This is a genomic window from Pandoraea vervacti (assembly GCF_000934605.2).
GTDB lineage: Bacteria > Pseudomonadota > Gammaproteobacteria > Burkholderiales > Burkholderiaceae > Pandoraea > Pandoraea vervacti.
Genome location: NZ_CP010897.2, coordinates 2,543,615 through 2,561,084, shown reverse-complemented (window position 1 = coordinate 2,561,084; position 17,470 = coordinate 2,543,615). Strand labels below are relative to the sequence as shown.

The window sequence follows — 17,470 nt, the reverse complement described above, 5'->3', positions numbered from 1 at the left end:
CCCTTCACCCCGTCTGCGTGCGCGACTTCTGTTTGCGCATGCGACGGATCGCCTGCAACTGCGCCACGGCTTCGGTCAGTTCGGCCTGCGCCTTGGCGTAGTCGATGTCGCCGGTCTGCTGCTCCAGTAATGCCGCCGCCGCTTCGCGTGCGCGTTCGGCGCGCGCCTGATCGAGGCTGTCGGCGCGCATGGCTGTGTCGGCCAGCACTGTCACCCGGTCAGGCTGGATCTCGACGAAACCGCCGGCGATGTACAGAAACGTCTCGGTACCGTCCGCGGCCTCGATACGCACGGTGCCGGGGCGCACGCCCGAGAGTAACGGCGTGTGCCCCGGCAGCACCCCCAGTTCGCCAGCCGAACCCGGGACTTCCACGAAGCGGGCTTCGCCCGAGAATATCGAACGCTCGGTACTCACCACGTCCACCTTGAGTAATGCCATGGGTCTGTCGTCTCCCTTACAACGTGCGCGGCGTCGCTACACCGAGCTCCGTCGCCATCTTGAGCAACGACTCCCAGATCGGCGTCGTCAGGTCGATGTGATCGTGATGCTTCTTGCGATTTTCCGCTTCGTACTCGCCCGGATATTGAACGCGGTCGAAGCCGGGCTGCGGTGGGCATGAGGTCAGATAGTCGATGAATGCCTCCACTTCATGCGAGCGCCACGTCGCCGCGAAATCGACCTGCGGATTCAGCACGATGGCGAACATGTTGTTCGTCGCCACGCCCGCACGCGGGTGCTCCGGCTGAATCGTGCCACCGCCCGAGAGTACGCCCGCGAGCAGTTCCGTCACGATGCCCAGCGCATAACCCTTGTGTCCGCCAAACGGCAACAATGCGCCGAAGGGTTCGGTAAAGAGCGCATTCGGGTCGGTGGACGGATTGCCGTAGCCGTCGATCAGCGATCCCGGCGGTGCCTGTTTGCCCTCGGCCGCCAGCACGCGGGCCTTGTTGATGGCAATCGCGCTTGTCGCCATGTCGACCACGAGCGGCGGACGATTGTTCGGCAACGGTCCGGCGAAGCACAACGGATTCGTCGTCAGACGCGGCTCGCTGCCGCCGTAGGGCGCCACCATCGGCTGACGGTTCGTCACGTTCGTGAAGGCCATGAACACCAGCCCCTGATGGGCCGCCATCTCGCCATACTGGCCCATGCGGCCGAGGTGGTGACTGTTGCGCAACGTGAGGATCGCCACGCCCTTGTCGAACGCGCGCGCGATCGCATGCTCGACCACGAATTTCCCCACGTGCTGCCCGAAACCGCGATTGCCTTCGTACAGCAGCAGATTGCCGTGATCGGTGAGCACGGTCGGGCGTCCGGTCGGATTGACCTGATCGTCCTCCAACACCTTTCGGTAAGTCGGCAAAATGGACAGACCGTGACTGGCATAGCCCACGCGGTCGGACTCCACGAGATGTTGGGCAACGTCGAGCGCGATGTCGTCCGGCACGCCTTGCGCGAGCAACAACTGCTTGCCGAAGTCGACGGCGTCTTTCAGGGGGATTCGCATGGTGGCTCCTTGTTCGGCGGCGCGCATTACAGCCAACCCAGCCAACGCCAGTACGTCGCGGCGAAGGCGAGCAGCAGAACGTAACCAATGACGGTCACGACGATCCCGACCTTCGCGAACTGCTTCGCGGTGAAGGTATCGGTGCCCAGACACACCATGTTCTGCGGCGCATTGATCGGCAGAATGAAACCAAAGCTGACGGTGAAGCCCAGCAGCATGGTCATGCCTAACCGGTTGAAGTCGCCGGGCAGCGTTTGGAGCACCGCGATCAGGATCGGCAGCATGGCCGAGGTCAGTGCCGTGGCGCTCGCGAAACCCAGGTGAATGAGGATGAGGAACGCGGCGAGGATCGCAAAGATCCACAATGTCGATAACGTATCCAGACCGGTAGCGGCCACCACGTGGTTACCCAACCACTGCCCTGCCTGCGTCGTGAGCAATGCCGTCCCGAGACTGATGCCGACCCCGAACACGATCACCGTGCCCCAGGGAATGCGCGACTGCACGTCCTTCCAGGTCATCACGCCAAAGCGCGGCAGCATGAGCACCACGAGACCGACATAGGTCACCGACGTGGTGTCGAAGCGATGCAGTTTGCCTTCCGTCGCCCAGAACAGCAGCAAACCGATCGACACGGCCAACAGACGCTTCTGTGCGCTCGTCATCGGCCCCATCTCACGCAATTGCGCCTCGACGGCCTCCTTGCCGCCGGCGATGGCGTCGGCCTCGGGCGGCATCATCTTGAGCACGAGCACCACCAGAACGACCGACATGATGATGGCCCAGGGCGCGCCGGCCACCAGCCACTCGGCCCACGTGATGCGCTCGCCGAGCATTTTGTCCATGAACCCGACGGTCAGCAGGTTTTGCGCAGCGGCGGTCTGGATGCCGACGTTCCAGATACTGGTGGCCTGCGCCACGATGATCATGACCCCGGCGGCAATGTTCGAGCGCTTGTCGACGCCGAACGCGGCGATCACGCCCATCATGATCGGCACCACACAGGCGCTGCGCGCTGTCGCGCTGGGCACGACGAGCGAGAGCAGGATGGTGACGGCCACGGCGCCGATCATCACACGCCGGGTACTGGTGCCGATCTTCGAGAGCGTGACGAGCGCGATACGCCGGTCCAGGCCGGTGAGTGTCATGGCCGCGGCGATGAACAATGCGCCGGCCACGAGCGCGAGCGCCGAATTCGAGAACCCCGCAAGCGCCATGCTGATGGCGCGTGAGGTGCCGTATTCGACGCTGGGGTCCTGCACCGTGGGCGCCGTGCCCACGAGAAATGCCATTAACGACGTGATGATGATGGCGCTGGCTTCGTACGATACGGCTTCCGTAATCCAGACGACGACGGCGAAGGCGAGAATCGCCAGCATGCGATGACCCGCGACCGGCAGGTCGTCGGGCATGGGGATCAGGAGCACGGCGATCATCACGATCACACCGGCAAACAGCCCGATAGGAATCGCTTTTTTCTGGGGAGGGCTTTGCACAGATACGTCAGGCGTGCTCATAGGGGGGCTCCAGAACGGAATGGCATGCCAGCAGTCGGCATGTCTTGGGAAAATGCCACGCTTGAACTGCGGGTTAATCCTACCCGCATTGAACTTGGCGAGGCAAGCACAAGGGAAGTGCACGCGCAAGCCGCAGCGCGTGTCGCATCGACCCCGCACGCACCGCCGGCAGGCGGGTCGAGGCACCCGCAACGAAGGCCAGCGCCGCCCGGGTTCGGGCGATGCGTGGTTAGCCTCGCAGCCGAGCGCACAACTGAGCGCTCACCCGAGCACTCGATTAGGCGACTAGCGGGGTCATCAGCGAGATGATTAATGAGGTGAACAACGAGGCGAACAACGAGGCGATCGACGATGCGATCAACGGGGCGGTGAACAGGGAACGGAATGCGGCGTTCAGCCGTGTCGCGTGTCCGGCGGACCGGCGAGCGACGACTTAGAAATGCAGTCCGAAGTATTCCGGCGCCCCGGCGAAAAGCTGCGTGCTCAACGCGGGGTTGGTCAGCGCGCGATGCCAGACGGTCTGGTACAGGCCGGTCAGCCCGGCACGTGGCCCGGTCACCAGACCCTCTACGCCGTCCGTCAGTCCGGCATTGCCCAGCGTGCCGCTCAACGTCCGACCGCTCACGATGACCGGATCGGGGGCCCAGGCGCCCGCCTGCGCGAACACGTCGTGCCAGGGAGCGGGCGCCGCGCCGACGAGCGCGGGCGGTGGTGACCCCGGCGGCGAGTAGGCCGACGCTCGGGCCGCACGCCTGACGCGTGCGGCCCGAGAAGGCCGGGCGCCTTGTGTACTGCTGGCCGTTATGGACTTCGTCGCCGACACACCGGAGTGATTCGCAGTGGCGGTTGGACTGGCGGCATGTGCCGATGCCGCCATCCAGAAGCAACACAACAACGCCAGCGCCGACGTGGCGCCCGTGAGGCGGGTAAGCGACTTCGTCATGACATCCTCGTGTGCCGGCGGTGAGTCCCGCCTGTCCTGAATCATTCACAGCAAATTCCGGACCACGAGCGACAACCTTTTGATTCTTATGCACTTCTAATTCCACCATTCGCGAGAAGTCCGAAAAATTTCCGAGAAGTGTTTCATTTCAGAAACATCGGGCTGCTGCGACAAATCATCGGCGCCGCGCACATGTCAGGCCTCATGGACCTGCATATCACGCGCCGGTGAAGCATTGATCGACCTTCGACGCCTCCGATTGTCGGTCCGCGTTTCGCCTGACGCATTGATATGCGTCAACAAAAATGCACGATCGTGCGAAAACCCCGATTGACGTTGAACCGGTCTTGTGAGGTCAGCGTTCATCAGACGACGATGCGGCGCGTTCCATGGCGCACTCCGAGCCGTGCATCGGACGTCCCCTAAAACGCAGGGGTGCTCGGATGTATGGCGCATGTCTCTGGCACAATCGCTCAACGCATTCATCTATGGGCATCGACACGCAATCCGATGCACCCAATGACATCAAGGAGTCAGCAATGTCCCAGTTCGATGTGGATCTGTTCGTGATCGGCGCCGGTTCGGGCGGCGTGCGCGCCGCGCGTGTCGCCGCGCAATACGGCGCCCGAGTAAAAGTGGCAGAGGAGTTTCGCGTCGGCGGCACCTGCGTCATTCGGGGTTGCGTGCCGAAGAAACTGCTCGTCTACGCGAGCCGCTTCGCCGACGAATTCGAGGATGCCGCTGGTTTCGGGTGGCAGGTGCCCTCCCCGACCTTCGACTGGAAAACCCTGATCGCCCGCAAGGACGCGGAAATCGCCCGGCTCGAAGGCATCTACCGAACCAACCTCGAACGCGCGGGCGCAGCGCTCGTCGCCGCGCGCGCCGTGGTCGAGGGACCGCATACGGTGGTGCTGCCCGCCACGGGTGAGCGCATCACGGCGCGCCATATCCTGATCGCAACCGGCGGACGTCCCTCCGACCAGCCGCACTTCGTGGGTCGCGAGCACGCGATTTCGTCCAACGAAGTGTTTCATCTCGAATCGCTGCCCGAACGCATCACGATTATCGGTGGCGGCTACATTGCGCTGGAATTTGCCGGGGTCTTTGCCGGTCTGGGCTCGCAAGTGACGGTCGTGCATCGTGGAGCGCATCTGCTGCGCGGGTTCGACGAGGAAGTGCGCACGGCGCTCGAAGCGGCCTACCGCGAACGCGGCATCGAGATCGCGCTCGAGCGCACCGTCGAGCGTGCGCAGAAGGTTCAGGACCGGCTGCGCGTCACGCTCTCGGATGGTAGCGCGCACGAAACCGACGTTCTGTTAAGCGCAGCCGGGCGCGTGCCGTACACGCAAGGGCTGGGCCTGGCGGCCAGCGGCGTCGCGCTCAACGATAACGGCGCCGTCATCGTCGACGAATTCTCACGCACCAACGTGCCGTCGATCTTCGCGGTGGGCGACGTGACCGATCGCGTCAATCTCACACCGATGGCGATTCGCGAAGGACAAGCGTTTGCCGATACCGTGTTTGGAGAACGCCCGACGCGGGTCGATCACAAGCGTATTCCGACGGCGGTATTCAGCACACCGGAAATCGGTGTTGTTGGGCTGACGGAAAGCGAGGCACGTGCGCAGTATGCGCAGCTCAAGGTCTTCAAGGCGTCGTTCCGTCCGCTCAAGGCAACGTTGTCGGGTCGCCAGGAAAAAACGCTGATGAAGTTGCTGGTGGACGGTGCGACCGACAAGATCGTCGGCGCGCATATGGTGGGCGATCACGCCGGCGAGCAAGTGCAGTTGCTCGGTGTGGCCCTGTCGATGGGGGCCACGAAGGCCGACTTCGATCGCACGCTGGCGGTGCATCCGACCGCAGCCGAAGAATGGGTGACGATGCGCACGCCGGTGGCATGACCGCGTGGTTCGACACACTAAGCTGCGCTGTGAGGACGCCGTAATGGCGCAGTGAGGGCGCAGTGAGGGCGCAGTGAGGGCGCAATGATCGGTGCATCGATCGACGGATTTGTGGGGCATTGAGAGGTATATCGCGAGGGGCATGGATATGGCCGCCGACACGCACACTGTCAGGTGCGCTGACATCGACGCGGGTCGCACCGCCCGCGTCGGAACCACGTGTCAGAGGCTCTGATACCAAACGCCAAAGATGGCGATCGGTGTGAGCACCAGCAGCAATACGCGCCAAAGCGGCAAGAACCACTGGGCACGTGAGCCTTCGAGCACGGTACGCGCTGTCGGCCAGATACGCGCACCGACGAAGAGCGCGACGCACAGGCCCCCGGCGGGCATCAACAAGTTGACGGTGACGTAGTCCATCAGATCGAAGATCGTTCGATTGAAAAATCGCACATCCGACCAGATGCCGAAGGACAAGGCGGCAGGCGCCCCGAAAAGAAACGTCGCAACGAGCACTGCGACGACCGCGGGACCACGACGCCACCCATACTCGTCGATCAGGAAAGCCGTGACCGGCTCGAAGAGCGAGACAGCAGACGTGAGCGCCGCGAAAAGCAGCAGCAGGAAAAATGCGACGGCAATGGCGTGACCGAACGGCATCTGCGCAAAGATCGCCGGCATGGTGATGAACGTGAGGCCCGGCCCGGCGTTGGGCGCCACGCCGAAGGCGAACACGGCGGGCAAAATCATCAGGCCGGCGAGGAAACAGGCGAGCGTGGCCAGGGTGGCGACCCAGACGGCGGATCCCGCGAGGCGCGCATCCTTGGGCAGATAGGAGCCGTAGACCACGATCATGCCTGCGCCCAGCGACAACGAGAAGAACGCCAACCCGAGCGCTTCGAGCAATGTGTCGCCCGAGATGACCGAGAAGTCGGGCGTGAGAAACCAGGCGACGCCGGCCATCGCCCCGGGCAGCGTAAGCGCGCGGACAATCACGAGCAGCATCAGGAAAAACAGTGCCGGCATGAGCCACTTGCCTGCGCGTTCGATGCCCTTTTGCACGCCCGCGGCAACGATGAGCGCCGTGAGACCGAGAAACGCTCCCATGCTCGCGAGCGAGGCAACCGGGTCCGCAGTGAACGCCGAAAACTCGGCGACCAGGCGGGTCGTGTCGCTGGCCAACACCGAGCCGGTCATCGCTCGTAGCAAATACGCGACGGTCCAGCCACCCACGACGACGTAAAACGACAGGATCGCGAAGGCATTGAACGTTGCGATACGGCCAACCCATGCCCAGGCGCGACCGCCCAACGTGCGCATCGCCGTCGTAATCGACTGCCCCGTAAGCCGCCCAATAGTCATCTCCGCGAGCAACAGCGAGACGCCCAGCGTCAGTACGCAGCCGAGATAGACGGTGAGGAATGCCCCGCCACCATGCTCGCCGACCACATACGGAAACTTCCAGACTGCACCCAACCCGACGGCGGAGCCGGCAGCGGCGAGAACGAAGCCCAGTCGCGAGCCCCAGGTGGCGCGCGTCGCTGCGCCGGACGCGTCCGAGCCATTGGGCGGCGCGGCCGGCGCAGCAGGCGTGGGGGGAGTGGTAGGTAAGCGGGACACGTGTTTCCTCCGGAAACGGACGCGCACGGCCCGCGGCATGGCATCCGCATGGCTGTGACACATCACGGGTTCATGGCATGGCGTCAGGCAGATTACTGGTGCGACCCGGCATCGGCGACGTGCCGACGCGGCGCAGGTGCACCAGCGCAAGACACCACAAGGGTGGCCGGAGAGTCTACGCGGGAAAAGATGCTTGTCGGTTTAGGAAAGCACCTAAAGGGAGGGCAATGTTCGCCGATCGCGGGCCGCACAGCCTATCCGGCGGCCCGATCTGGCGCTTGAACGGCGAAGGCGACGCCGCGAATAAAGTCAGTGGCCGAGCTCGACCTCGCCCGCCGACGCCGAACGGGACCCCGGCTTTGGCGGATTACTCACGCCACGGTACGCGAAGACGACCGAGAACTTCGTGGTATCGCCTTCGTTGCGCCCTGCGGCATGAAACAGTCCGCTGTGAAACAACACCACGTCGCCCTGCGCGAGCTCGACTTGCTTGCCACGCGCGACGAGCGGCTGGTTGTCGGGTTCGTCCAGACGCAGAAAGTCGAGCGAATCCAGTTGATGCGGCTTGAGCGGTTCGCGATGCGAACCGGGAATGAAGCGAAGCGCCCCGTTGGCGCGCGTCTCCGGCCCCAATGCCAGCCACACGGAAATCAGCGAGTTTTCCGGGAACGACCAATAGCGGATGTCCCGGTGCCAGCCCGTGGCCGTGCCGAAGTGCGGGTGCTTGGTCATCACGCAATTGTGGTGCGCGAGCGTAAGCACGACATCCTCCCCAAAGATCTGCGCGAGCGATTCGATCAGATCGGGGCGTGTGGCCCACCGACGCAGCGCATCGCCCCGGTCATAGGCCTTGAGCAAACGACGCACCGTCTGACCGCCGACGGCGTCACGCGACTGCGGCGCCCCCTCATAGCCGACATCGGCTTCGAATTCCAGCGGCAGCGTTGCCGCTGCCAACTGCGCTCGCGCATCGGACAGGATCGCCTCGCACTCGGTCGGCGCCACATAGTGCGGAAGGATCAGATAACCGTCGTTACGGAAGGTTTCGAGTTGCGATGCAGTAAGCGCCATGATGGTCGGCGAAGCGGGCAGAAGGCTGGCTAATGGGGGGATTCGCTGGTATTACCGGGTAGACCTGAAAGACTTGCCTTGCGAGCAGCGGTGACATCGAAAACGGGGGCTGCGGCCGTTGCGGCGGTTAGGCTCAGGCGGCACGTTTACGTCGTCGTGGCGGCAAATCGGGGGCAGCGGATGTCGAGGTGGACTTGCGTTCGCGCTTGGGTTCGGGCTGCGGCACATCGGTGCCGGGCAGCGACGCCTGGGGGTTGCCGGCCGGACGCGGCGTGTCGACCACGCTGCGAAGTCGATCGAGTTCACGCGTGAGCTTGGCCAATTGGTACTCGAGCTGGCAGTTACGGCGGTAAAGCGTGCGCATTTTCTGGCTGAGCGCCTGCGTCTGCGTCCAATACTCCGGATACATGACGAAACGCCCGTCGGGGCGCTCGACGACGCCAAGCCCGCTCTGCCCCATCACGTCGATGGTTTCCAGCGCGTAGCGTCGAACTTTTTTTACCGTACCTGCCGCCATTTATTTCCTACAGTCCCAGCCTGAGAGAGTCAGGCGCGGCATTTTGCCACGAATTCGACCTGTCCGGGCGGCAAACCCGCGTCAGACTGGACATTTATTTTTCGCTCGCGGCCCCGCCGGACGGGGCCGCGAGCGAATTTTGAAAGCACCGCAGCACGATTTACCGGCATCGCCCGGCCAACGTCAACGCTTCGGCGACTTCCCCGTGTCGATGGATACCGGATCGCTCGCCGGGAACGTTTCTTCAAGTCCCTCGTCGAGCCGCTTGGTTACCGGCGATTTCGACGCCGAACCGCGCTTCGGCTTGTCCACCTCGATCGATACGGGATCGCTTGCCGGAAACGTCTCCTCAAGCGCTTCGTCGAGGTCGCGTTCCACTTCGTCTTCCTTGTCAGGGCGCTGTGGGCTGGGCTTGCGCGTGGGGGTATCGCTCATCAAGTCCTCCGCTAGTCGTGGGGCCGCGCCGGTGCGCGACCGTCACCCCTACTATACCGCGAGCAGCGTACCTTCGCCCGAAACCGGGGGTTCCGCAGACCTGACGTGACAAGTGCAGTGGGTGAAGTTCGGGGCTCTCAGGCACGCTCAGCCTGCCGGGGTGAGCCTCCCGCGATGGCGTTCGAGCGCTTCGCGCACCAGGGCGTGCATGTCGTCTGCCGCTGGCGTGCCGACGAGGGAGAGGATCTGGGTGCGCATGCGCGGGTCCCAGAACTTGTGAAGATGAGCGGCGACCTCGCCGAGCGCTTCCTCACGATCGGGCAACGATTCGAAGAAGTCCGCGATGCGATTCGCCATCCGCAAGAGATTGTTACCGTCCATCGAGCATCTCCTGCTGCTTCATAGAGTTGGGCATCAGGCGCGCTCGTCGAGCGCCGCCCCGCCGGCGTAAATGACACATTGTTCGCCGCGCACGAAACCCACCAGCGCCACGCCTGCCGCCTGGGCCGTACGCACCGCCAACGCCGTCGCCGCAGACACGGCGGCGACCATCGGGATACCGACCTGCGCGGCTTTTTGCACGATTTCGACGCTCGCGCGACTCGTCATCAGCACGAAACCTCGATCGAACGCCTGCCCGTCGCGCGCGAGTGCGCCGATGAGCTTGTCCAGTGCGTTATGGCGGCCGACGTCCTCACGCAGCACCAGAATCTCGCCTGACGGCGAGCACCAGGCGGCGCCGTGCACGGCGCCCGTAACACCATTGAGCGGTTGATGCGACGCCAAACCGGCATGCGCGGCCGCCAGCGCCACGTGCGTGACGCGCAGCGGCTCGCCGGCCGACGGCAAGGGACGCAGGACCTGATCCAGACTCTCCGTGCCGCATAACCCGCAGCCAGTGCGCCCGGTGAGGTTGCGACGCCGCTCCTTGAGCCCCGCGAATGCCCGCGACGAGATCTCGAGGTGCGCGGTAATACCCAGCGAAGTCGCCGAGACGTCGATGCCATAGCATTCGCGCCTGTCGTTCAGAATGCCTTCGGACAGCGCGAACCCCAGCGCAAAATCTTCGATATCGGCGGGCGTCGCGAGCATCACGACGTGCGAAATGCCATTGAATTCCAGCGCGACGGGCACTTCTTCGGCGAGCGCATCACTCGCCTGCTGCCACCCGCCGTGACGAAATCGCCGGACGGCGAACGTCGCATGCGGCGACAGACTCTCGGGATCGATGGCGGCGGGCGCCACGTCGCACACAGGGGCGACGACGCCGTCGTCGGGCGCACCGACGGCATCGCTCACCTTTGACGTATCTGCCGTATCAAGCAAGGGGTTGGACATCGGTTAACGCTGACTCCACTTCATTCCAGGGTTCGCTCCCCCTACTTCGCCGGCACCGGTTCGGCAGGGTTGCGGGCCGCATCGAGCAATTCGAGCTGCGTGCGGTTGAATTTCGAATACTTGTCCTGCCAGGCCGAGGGCTGCGCCACCGGCAACACCTGCACCGCCGTCACCTTGTATTCCGGGCAGTTCGTCGCCCAGTCCGAGTTATCCGTCGTAATGACGTTCGCCCCGGATTCCGGGAAATGGAACGTCGTGTACACCACGCCCGGTTGCATACGCTCGCTGATCACGGCGCGCAGCACAGTCTCGCCGGCGCGGCTGCGGATGCCGACCCAATCGTCGTTCTTGATGCCCCGCTCCTGCGCGTCGTGCGGATGAATCTCCAGCCGGTCCTCGTCATGCCAGTGAACGTTGTGCGTTCTGCGCGTCTGCGCTCCGACATTGTATTGCGAGAGGATCCGTCCCGTGGTGAGCAGCAGCGGATAGCGCGGCGTCACCTTCTCGTCCGTCGGCACGTAACGGGTGATGATGAAGCGCCCCTTACCGCGCACGAACGCGTCGACATGCATGATCGGCGTGCCTTGCGGCGCGTCGTCGTTGCAGGGCCATTGCAGACTGCCCACCTCGTCCAGACGCCGGTAGCTCACGCCCCGGAAGGTCGGCGTCAGGCGCGCGATTTCATCCATGATCTGTGACGGATGCGTGTACGGCATCTCATACCCCAGGCGCTTCGCGAGGGCGATCGTCACTTCCCAGTCCGCCATGCCCGGCAGCGGCGCCATCACACGACGCACGCGCGAAATGCGTCGCTCGGCGTTGGTAAAGGTGCCGTCCTTCTCGAGGAACGTCGTGCCCGGCAACAGCACGTGGGCATACTTGGCCGTCTCGTTCAGGAAGATGTCCTGCACGACGATACACTCCATCGCCTCCATGGCCGCAGCCACGTGCTGGGTGTTCGGGTCGGACTGCACGATGTCCTCGCCCTGGCAGTAGAGCCCCTTGAAGCTGCCGTGAATCGCCGCATCGAACATGTTCGGAATGCGCAACCCCGGTTCGGCCTGAAGCGTCACACCCCACGCAGCCTCGAATTCCTCGCGCACCAGCGTATCGGACACGTGGCGATAGCCCGGCAGCTCGTGCGGGAACGAGCCCATGTCGCACGATCCCTGCACGTTGTTCTGTCCGCGCAGCGGGTTCACACCCACGCCCTCCCGGCCCACGTTGCCGGTGGCCATCGCCAGGTTCGCAATGCCCATCACCGTGGTCGAGCCCTGCGCGTGCTCGGTCACGCCAAGACCGTAATAGATCGCCGCATTGCCGCCCGTGGCGTACAGGCGCGCAGCACCCCGGATCTGGTCCGCAGGCACACCGGTGACGACGGACACCGCTTCGGGCGAATTTTCGGGCAGCGCCACGAAGTCGCGCCACTGGGCGAACGCGCGGTCCTCACATCGCTCGGCGATGAACGACTCGGCCAGCAGCCCTTCGGTCACGATCACGTGCGCCAGCGCGTTGACCATCGCCACGTTCGTGCCGGGACGTAACGGCAAATGGAATGCCGCCTTGATATGCGGCCCGTCGACGATATCGATGCGGCGCGGATCGATCACGATGAGCTTCGCCCCTTCGCGCACACGCCGCTTCAGGCGCGAGGCGAAAACGGGATGCCCGTCCGACGGGTTGGCGCCCATCACCAAAATGACGTCGGCATGCTCGATGGACTTGAACGTCTGCGTGCCCGCGGACTCGCCAAGCGTCTGCTTGAGCCCATAGCCGGTCGGCGAATGGCAAACGCGCGCGCAGGTGTCGACGTTGTTGTTGCCGAACGCCGCACGCACCAGCTTCTGCACGAGATAGGTCTCTTCGTTCGTGCAGCGCGACGAGGTAATGCCACCGATCGCGTCCACACCGTACTTCGCCTGAAGACGCCGGAACTCCGACGCGGCGTAGTCCAGCGCCTCGTCCCACGACACCTCCCGCCAGGGGTCGGTGATCTTGCGTCGGATCATCGGCTTGGTAATGCGCTCCTTGTGCGTGGCGTAGCCCCAGGCGAAGCGCCCCTTCACGCACGCATGGCCTTCGTTGGCGAGACCGTCCTTGTACGGCGTCATGCGCACCACTTCGCCGCCCTTCATCTCCGCCTTGAACGCGCAACCGACGCCACAATACGCGCACGTCGTCACCACGGCGTGCTCGGGCTGGCCCATCTCGATGACGCTCTTCTCCTGCAACGTCGCCGTCGGGCATGCCGCAACGCACGCGCCGCATGACACACACTCCGAGTCCATGAACGGCTGATCCTGCCCGGCCGACACCCGTGCCTCGAAGCCGCGACCGGAAATCGTCAGCGCGAAGGTGCCCTGCGTCTCCTCGCATGCGCGCACGCAGCGATTACAGACGATGCATTTCGAGGGGTCGTAGGTAAAGTACGGGTTCGATTCGTCCTTGGCGCTGTGCAGATGATTGTCGCCCTCGAAGCCGTATCGGACCTCGCGCAAGCCTGTCACACCCGCCATATCCTGCAACTCGCAGTCGCCGTTGGCGGCGCACGTCAGGCAATCGAGCGGGTGATCCGAAATGTACAGTTCCATCACGTTGCGACGAAGATCCTGCAACTTCGGCGACTGCGTGCGGACCTTCATCCCGGGCTCGACCGGCGTCGTGCAGGAGGCCGGAAAGCCGCGCCGCCCTTCGATCTCGACCAGACACAGGCGGCATGAACCGAAAGGTTCGAGCGAGTCCGTGGCGCACAGCTTGGGAATATTGACGTCGTGGCCCGCCGCAGCGCGCATGATCGACGTGCCGGCCGGCACCGTGACGGTCTGGCCGTCGATCTCGAGCGTGACGTCGACTTCGCTCGTGCGCAGCGGCGTGCCCATGTCCGGACCGTGGCCCGGGCAAACCTGTGAATTCGGATGGATCATGTGCGTCCTCCTGGCGTTCTGTTCTGTCGGGTGCGCCAACGTCGAATGTCAAATGTCAGGCGGCTTCGGCGCGTTTCGCGCCATCGGGCAAACCGAAATCCGCCGGGAAGTATTCGAGCGCAGAACGCACCGGAAACGGTGTCATCCCGCCCATCGCGCAAAGCGAGCCGGACACCATCGTGTCGCAGAGGTCGTGCAACAGCGTCACCTGACGCGTTGACGTGTCGCCGCGCCGAATGCGCTCGATGACTTCGACACCCCGTGTCGACCCGATGCGGCACGGCGTGCACTTGCCACACGACTCCAGCGCGCAGAATTCCATGGCATAGCTCGCCAGTCCGGCCATGTCGGCCGTGTCGTCGTGCACCACCACGCCGCCGTGCCCTACCACGGCGCCCACGGCGGCGTATGCCTCGTAATCCATCGGCAAGTCCCATTGCGCGCTCGGGAGATAGGCCCCAAGCGGTCCACCGACCTGAATCGCTTTCGCAGGACGCCCGCTCGCCGTCCCGCCGCCGAACTCGTCGAGCAGCGTGCGCAGCGTCACACCGAAGGCAAGCTCCACGAGTCCGCCGCGACGGATGTTGCCCGCGAGCTGCACGGGCAGCGTGCCTTGCGAGCGACCCATGCCGAACTCGCGATACGCCTGGGCGCCATGGGCAAAGATGTACGGCACGCTGGCGAGCGTGATCACGTTGTTGATGAGCGTCGGCTTGCCGAACAGGCCCGACAAGGCAGGAATCGGCGGCTTGGCGCGCACCACACCGCGCTTGCCTTCCAGACTCTCGAGCAACGCGGTCTCTTCGCCGCAAATGTAAGCGCCTGCCGCTTTGGCCACTCGCAGTTCGCAGGAGCGTCCGGATCCAAGCACATCGGCGCCCAGCCAGCCTTCTCGACGCGCGATCCCGATCGCCGCTTCCAGCATCGCAATGGCGTGGGGATACTCACTGCGCACGTAGACGATGCCTTCGCTCGCCCCCACGCTCAAGGCCGCGATCACCATGCCCTCGATCAGCACGAACGGGTCGCTCTCCATGATGAGACGATCGGCGAACGTGCCGGAGTCCCCTTCGTCCGCGTTGCACACGACATATTTCTGCGATGCCTCGGCACGGCTGACCGTGCGCCATTTGATGCCCGCCGGGAAAGCCGCCCCGCCACGCCCGCGAAGCCCCGAGTCGAGCACCGTCTGGCACGCGGCCTCCGCGTCGAGCGCGAGACAGGCGCGCAAACCGGCCAGACCGCCATGCGCTTCGTAATCCGTCGGGCTCAGCGGATCGGTCACGCCGATTCGGGCAAACGTCAGGCGTTGCTGCTTTGCCAGATACGGAATCGCGTCCACCCGCCCGACGCAATCGGGCATCGGCGCCTCCCAGCTTCCGTGCGGGTCGACCGGCGCCATCTCGCGCTCACCGTCCTGTATCGCCCTCGCGGGCCAACCGCTGTCGAACAGTGCCGCCACCTGCGACGCCTGCACGTTGCTGTAGCCGATGCGACCGGACGGCGTCTGCACTTCCACCAGCGGTTCCAGCCAGAACAGGCCGCGCGAACCGTTGCGAACGATGTCGACGGCAATACCCCGTTTGGCGGCCTCGGCCGCCACTGCCGCAGCCACCCGATCGGCGCCGAGCGCCAGCGCCGCCGAATCGCGCGGGACGTAAACACGGTGCGCGCGCATCCCGGAGATCTCAGTCATGGGCGACCTCCTCCCGTGTGGCAGCAAGCAATGCATCGAACCGCGTCGGACTGACCCGCGCGTGCAACTCGCCGTTAATGGTCACGGCGGGGGAAAGCGCGCACTGCCCAAGGCAGTAGACCGATTCGACACCAATGCCTTGGCACGGCTCGCCGTCGATACGCGCGCCGGTAGCAGCTTCCACGTGAGCGACGAGCGCTTCGCCATCACGGCTGCGACACGCCTCTGCCCGGCACACCTGTACGACGGTCGCAGGCGGCGGCGCGCTACGGAAGTGGTGATAGAAGGTGATGACGCCGTGCACTTCGGCCCGGGAAAGGTTCAGTGCGGCAGCAATCGCAGGCACGTGTGCGGGGTCGACATAGCCTTCGCTGTCCTGCAAGGCGTGCAGCAACGGCAGCAACTCGTGCGCACGGCCGGCGTGGCGAGCCAGCAGCGGCGCGAGCGTCGCATGAGGTGTGGGGACCATCTCGAATTGTCTCCTGGGGCAAGATGGCGGCTCATATGTTCTTGGTTGCATATGATAACGACACATCTTTTGGGGGCTCAGTGCTCAGACATTAGTCCAAACGCCGCGCTACAACAAGCCTCGTGGAAACACCGATAGCCGCAAACCGAGATTTTCAACGCCCGGCGCCATGCAATTCGGCCCAGAGCGAGGCGAGCAAGCGGATATCGCGGGAAACGTCGTCACGCCCGTCATATGCAAATAAATACATATAAATTACCCTAGCGACGGAAACGCCTCCGATAACGGGGTCACACGTCCGGTGGCGCTTTCGCTGTAGCCCGGAATGGCGTGAACGGCCTGGCGGTATGCCTCGCTTTGAAGAATCTCCAACAGCGCTCGCAAGTGCGGCGATTCGCTGGCGCTTTCGGGGAACATCAGGCAATAGCGCTCGGTGAGCATCGGAATGAAGTCGAGCCCGAACTGACTTGCCGCTGCTTCGATCGCAAGACCGGTGTCGGCGCGACCGCTGGCGATATAGGCCGCGACGGCTGCATGCGTGAACTCGATGTTCTCCGCCCCCGGCACGGTGGACGGGTCGATGCCGTCACGCGCGAGCAACAAGTCGAAGATGATGCGGGTCCCCGACCCTCGCTCACGATTCGCAAAACGCGCACCGGTACGTGGCACGTCGGCCAACGACGCAATACCGAGCGGATTGCCGCGCGCCACGAGCAAGCCAAGGCGGCGCGAGGCGACATCGGCGACACGGTATGCCTTGCCCTTGAGCAACGGCACGTAGTGGTCGAGCACGGGCTCGGCGAGCGCACCGATCGGCACGTGAAAACTCGCGACCTCGCATTCGTGCTTGGCCAGCGCAGCGATTGCCTCGATGCTGCCGCGATAGCTGACGTCGACCGGCAGCCCCGCACGCCCCGCAAAGTCGACCAGCGCCGCCACCGCGAGTCCGTGACTGGCAAAGAGCCGCAACTGATCGCTTTGCTCGAGCAACAGATCGTCGAGTTCGGTCTGCAACTCGGAGGCCATCGTCTCCAGCAGCGGACCGAGCCGTGCCTGCAAACGCTTCTGCCCCCAGAGCAAGCGCTGCGCAAGCGGCGTGAGCACCGCCCCGCGACCGCGGGCCATCGTCAGCAACGGCGCGCCCATCAGCGACTCCACCTCCTTGATATGCCCCCACGCGCCACGGTACGACTGTCCCAGCGCCTGGCTGGCCGCCTGCAAATTGCCGTGTGTCTGTACCTCGGTGAGCAACGACAACACCTTGTCGAGCGCAAGCTCGTTGCCGTCGCGGCGAAAGCGCAACTGCGGTGCGATGGAAATACGCTTCATGCCCCACCTCATATGCTATTCATTGCATAAATCAATCTATGCAAATTCCTGATAAGATGCCTGAAAACGTCGAATCAACAGGATTCCTGGCATTCTTTTTTAAACAGGCGCGACCTGTAATATGCGCCATATTATGCATCAGATTGCCTATTTGACGTCAATCGTTTCTGCTCCCGCTTTCGTTACCGTCTTTCTGGCG

At 64.1% G+C, this 17,470-nt stretch carries 15 protein-coding genes; 1 reads left to right on the top strand and 14 read right to left on the bottom strand.

From position 1 onward, the window contains the following. Positions 1-4: 4 nt before the first annotated feature. The 4 genes from UC34_RS11555 to UC34_RS11540 all read right to left on the bottom strand — a co-directional run bounded on the left by UC34_RS11555 (position 5) and on the right by UC34_RS11540 (position 3,968). Positions 5-439, bottom strand: a complete 435-nt coding sequence (locus UC34_RS11555) for a F0F1 ATP synthase subunit epsilon (protein WP_044455676.1) — start codon at positions 437-439, stop codon at positions 5-7. Positions 440-455: 16 nt separating this feature from the next. Next, complete coding sequence (locus tag UC34_RS11550; protein WP_044458033.1) at positions 456-1,508, bottom strand: Ldh family oxidoreductase; 1,053 nt, start codon at positions 1,506-1,508, stop codon at positions 456-458. Positions 1,509-1,534: 26 nt separating this feature from the next. Continuing rightward, positions 1,535-3,025, bottom strand: a complete 1,491-nt coding sequence (locus UC34_RS11545; RefSeq protein ID WP_044455675.1) for a DASS family sodium-coupled anion symporter — start codon at positions 3,023-3,025, stop codon at positions 1,535-1,537. A 433-nt stretch (positions 3,026-3,458) separates the two neighbouring features. After that, positions 3,459-3,968 carry a hypothetical protein gene (locus tag UC34_RS11540; protein WP_044455674.1) on the bottom strand — a complete coding sequence of 170 codons (510 nt, stop codon included), beginning with the start codon at positions 3,966-3,968 and terminating at the stop codon, positions 3,459-3,461. 539 nt (positions 3,969-4,507) lie between these two features. Between UC34_RS11540 and gor the strand changes: the two genes are divergently transcribed. Next, positions 4,508-5,869, top strand: coding sequence for a glutathione-disulfide reductase (gene gor, locus UC34_RS11535; RefSeq protein ID WP_044458032.1), 1,362 nt, complete (start codon positions 4,508-4,510; stop codon positions 5,867-5,869). A 222-nt stretch (positions 5,870-6,091) separates the two neighbouring features. Here gor and UC34_RS11530 read toward each other — a convergent pair whose 3' ends face one another. From UC34_RS11530 to UC34_RS11485, 10 genes are all read right to left on the bottom strand, one after another. Further along, the gene (locus UC34_RS11530; protein WP_237165293.1) at positions 6,092-7,489 is read right to left on the bottom strand and encodes a sodium-dependent transporter; all 1,398 of its coding nucleotides are present in this window, start codon (positions 7,487-7,489) and stop codon (positions 6,092-6,094) included. 309 nt (positions 7,490-7,798) lie between these two features. After that, a complete protein-coding gene (locus UC34_RS11525) occupies positions 7,799-8,560 on the bottom strand; it encodes a phytanoyl-CoA dioxygenase family protein (protein WP_044455673.1) in 762 nt (253 codons plus the stop codon). Between the two features lie 133 nt (positions 8,561-8,693). Next, on the bottom strand, positions 8,694-9,077 hold the full coding sequence (locus UC34_RS11520) for a hypothetical protein (RefSeq protein WP_044455672.1): 384 nt from the start codon (positions 9,075-9,077) through the stop codon (positions 8,694-8,696). A 183-nt stretch (positions 9,078-9,260) separates the two neighbouring features. Further along, positions 9,261-9,512, bottom strand: a complete 252-nt coding sequence (locus UC34_RS11515) for a hypothetical protein (protein WP_044455671.1) — start codon at positions 9,510-9,512, stop codon at positions 9,261-9,263. Between the two features lie 147 nt (positions 9,513-9,659). Continuing rightward, complete coding sequence (locus UC34_RS11510; RefSeq protein ID WP_044455670.1) at positions 9,660-9,893, bottom strand: formate dehydrogenase subunit delta; 234 nt, start codon at positions 9,891-9,893, stop codon at positions 9,660-9,662. A gap of 33 nt (positions 9,894-9,926) precedes the next feature. Further along, a complete protein-coding gene (gene fdhD, locus UC34_RS11505) occupies positions 9,927-10,850 on the bottom strand; it encodes a formate dehydrogenase accessory sulfurtransferase FdhD (RefSeq protein WP_174556769.1) in 924 nt (307 codons plus the stop codon). A 41-nt stretch (positions 10,851-10,891) separates the two neighbouring features. Then, positions 10,892-13,777 (bottom strand): formate dehydrogenase subunit alpha, encoded by a 2,886-nt coding sequence (fdhF, locus tag UC34_RS11500; protein ID WP_044455668.1) that lies wholly within the window; start codon positions 13,775-13,777, stop codon positions 10,892-10,894. Between the two features lie 55 nt (positions 13,778-13,832). Continuing rightward, positions 13,833-15,473, bottom strand: coding sequence for a formate dehydrogenase beta subunit (locus tag UC34_RS11495; protein ID WP_084070550.1), 1,641 nt, complete (start codon positions 15,471-15,473; stop codon positions 13,833-13,835). Next, on the bottom strand, positions 15,466-15,942 hold the full coding sequence (locus UC34_RS11490; RefSeq protein ID WP_044455666.1) for an NAD(P)H-dependent oxidoreductase subunit E: 477 nt from the start codon (positions 15,940-15,942) through the stop codon (positions 15,466-15,468). Before UC34_RS11490 ends, UC34_RS11495 begins: the two co-directional genes overlap by 8 nt. Positions 15,943-16,197: 255 nt before the next feature. Further along, positions 16,198-17,271: a substrate-binding domain-containing protein gene (locus UC34_RS11485; RefSeq protein ID WP_044455665.1), complete on the bottom strand. Its 1,074-nt coding sequence runs from the start codon at positions 17,269-17,271 to the stop codon at positions 16,198-16,200. Positions 17,272-17,470: the final 199 nt, after the last annotated feature.

What these genes read in the sequence shown, in the direction of transcription:
- UC34_RS11525 (WP_044455673.1), bottom strand. Translation starts at nt 8,560, where the DNA reads ATGGCGCTTACTGCATCGCAACTCGAAACCTTCCGTAACGACGGTTAT.
- UC34_RS11555 (WP_044455676.1), bottom strand. Translation starts at nt 439, where the DNA reads ATGGCATTACTCAAGGTGGACGTGGTGAGTACCGAGCGTTCGATATTC.
- UC34_RS11485 (WP_044455665.1), bottom strand. Translation starts at nt 17,271, where the DNA reads ATGAAGCGTATTTCCATCGCACCGCAGTTGCGCTTTCGCCGCGACGGC.
- fdhD (WP_174556769.1), bottom strand. Translation starts at nt 10,850, where the DNA reads ATGTCCAACCCCTTGCTTGATACGGCAGATACGTCAAAGGTGAGCGAT.
- UC34_RS11520 (WP_044455672.1), bottom strand. Translation starts at nt 9,077, where the DNA reads ATGGCGGCAGGTACGGTAAAAAAAGTTCGACGCTACGCGCTGGAAACC.
- UC34_RS11510 (WP_044455670.1), bottom strand. Translation starts at nt 9,893, where the DNA reads ATGGACGGTAACAATCTCTTGCGGATGGCGAATCGCATCGCGGACTTC.
- UC34_RS11515 (WP_044455671.1), bottom strand. Translation starts at nt 9,512, where the DNA reads ATGAGCGATACCCCCACGCGCAAGCCCAGCCCACAGCGCCCTGACAAG.
- UC34_RS11495 (WP_084070550.1), bottom strand. Translation starts at nt 15,473, where the DNA reads ATGACTGAGATCTCCGGGATGCGCGCGCACCGTGTTTACGTCCCGCGC.
- gor (WP_044458032.1), top strand. Translation starts at nt 4,508, where the DNA reads ATGTCCCAGTTCGATGTGGATCTGTTCGTGATCGGCGCCGGTTCGGGC.
- UC34_RS11490 (WP_044455666.1), bottom strand. Translation starts at nt 15,942, where the DNA reads ATGGTCCCCACACCTCATGCGACGCTCGCGCCGCTGCTGGCTCGCCAC.
- UC34_RS11545 (WP_044455675.1), bottom strand. Translation starts at nt 3,025, where the DNA reads ATGAGCACGCCTGACGTATCTGTGCAAAGCCCTCCCCAGAAAAAAGCG.
- UC34_RS11540 (WP_044455674.1), bottom strand. Translation starts at nt 3,968, where the DNA reads ATGACGAAGTCGCTTACCCGCCTCACGGGCGCCACGTCGGCGCTGGCG.
- UC34_RS11550 (WP_044458033.1), bottom strand. Translation starts at nt 1,508, where the DNA reads ATGCGAATCCCCCTGAAAGACGCCGTCGACTTCGGCAAGCAGTTGTTG.
- fdhF (WP_044455668.1), bottom strand. Translation starts at nt 13,777, where the DNA reads ATGATCCATCCGAATTCACAGGTTTGCCCGGGCCACGGTCCGGACATG.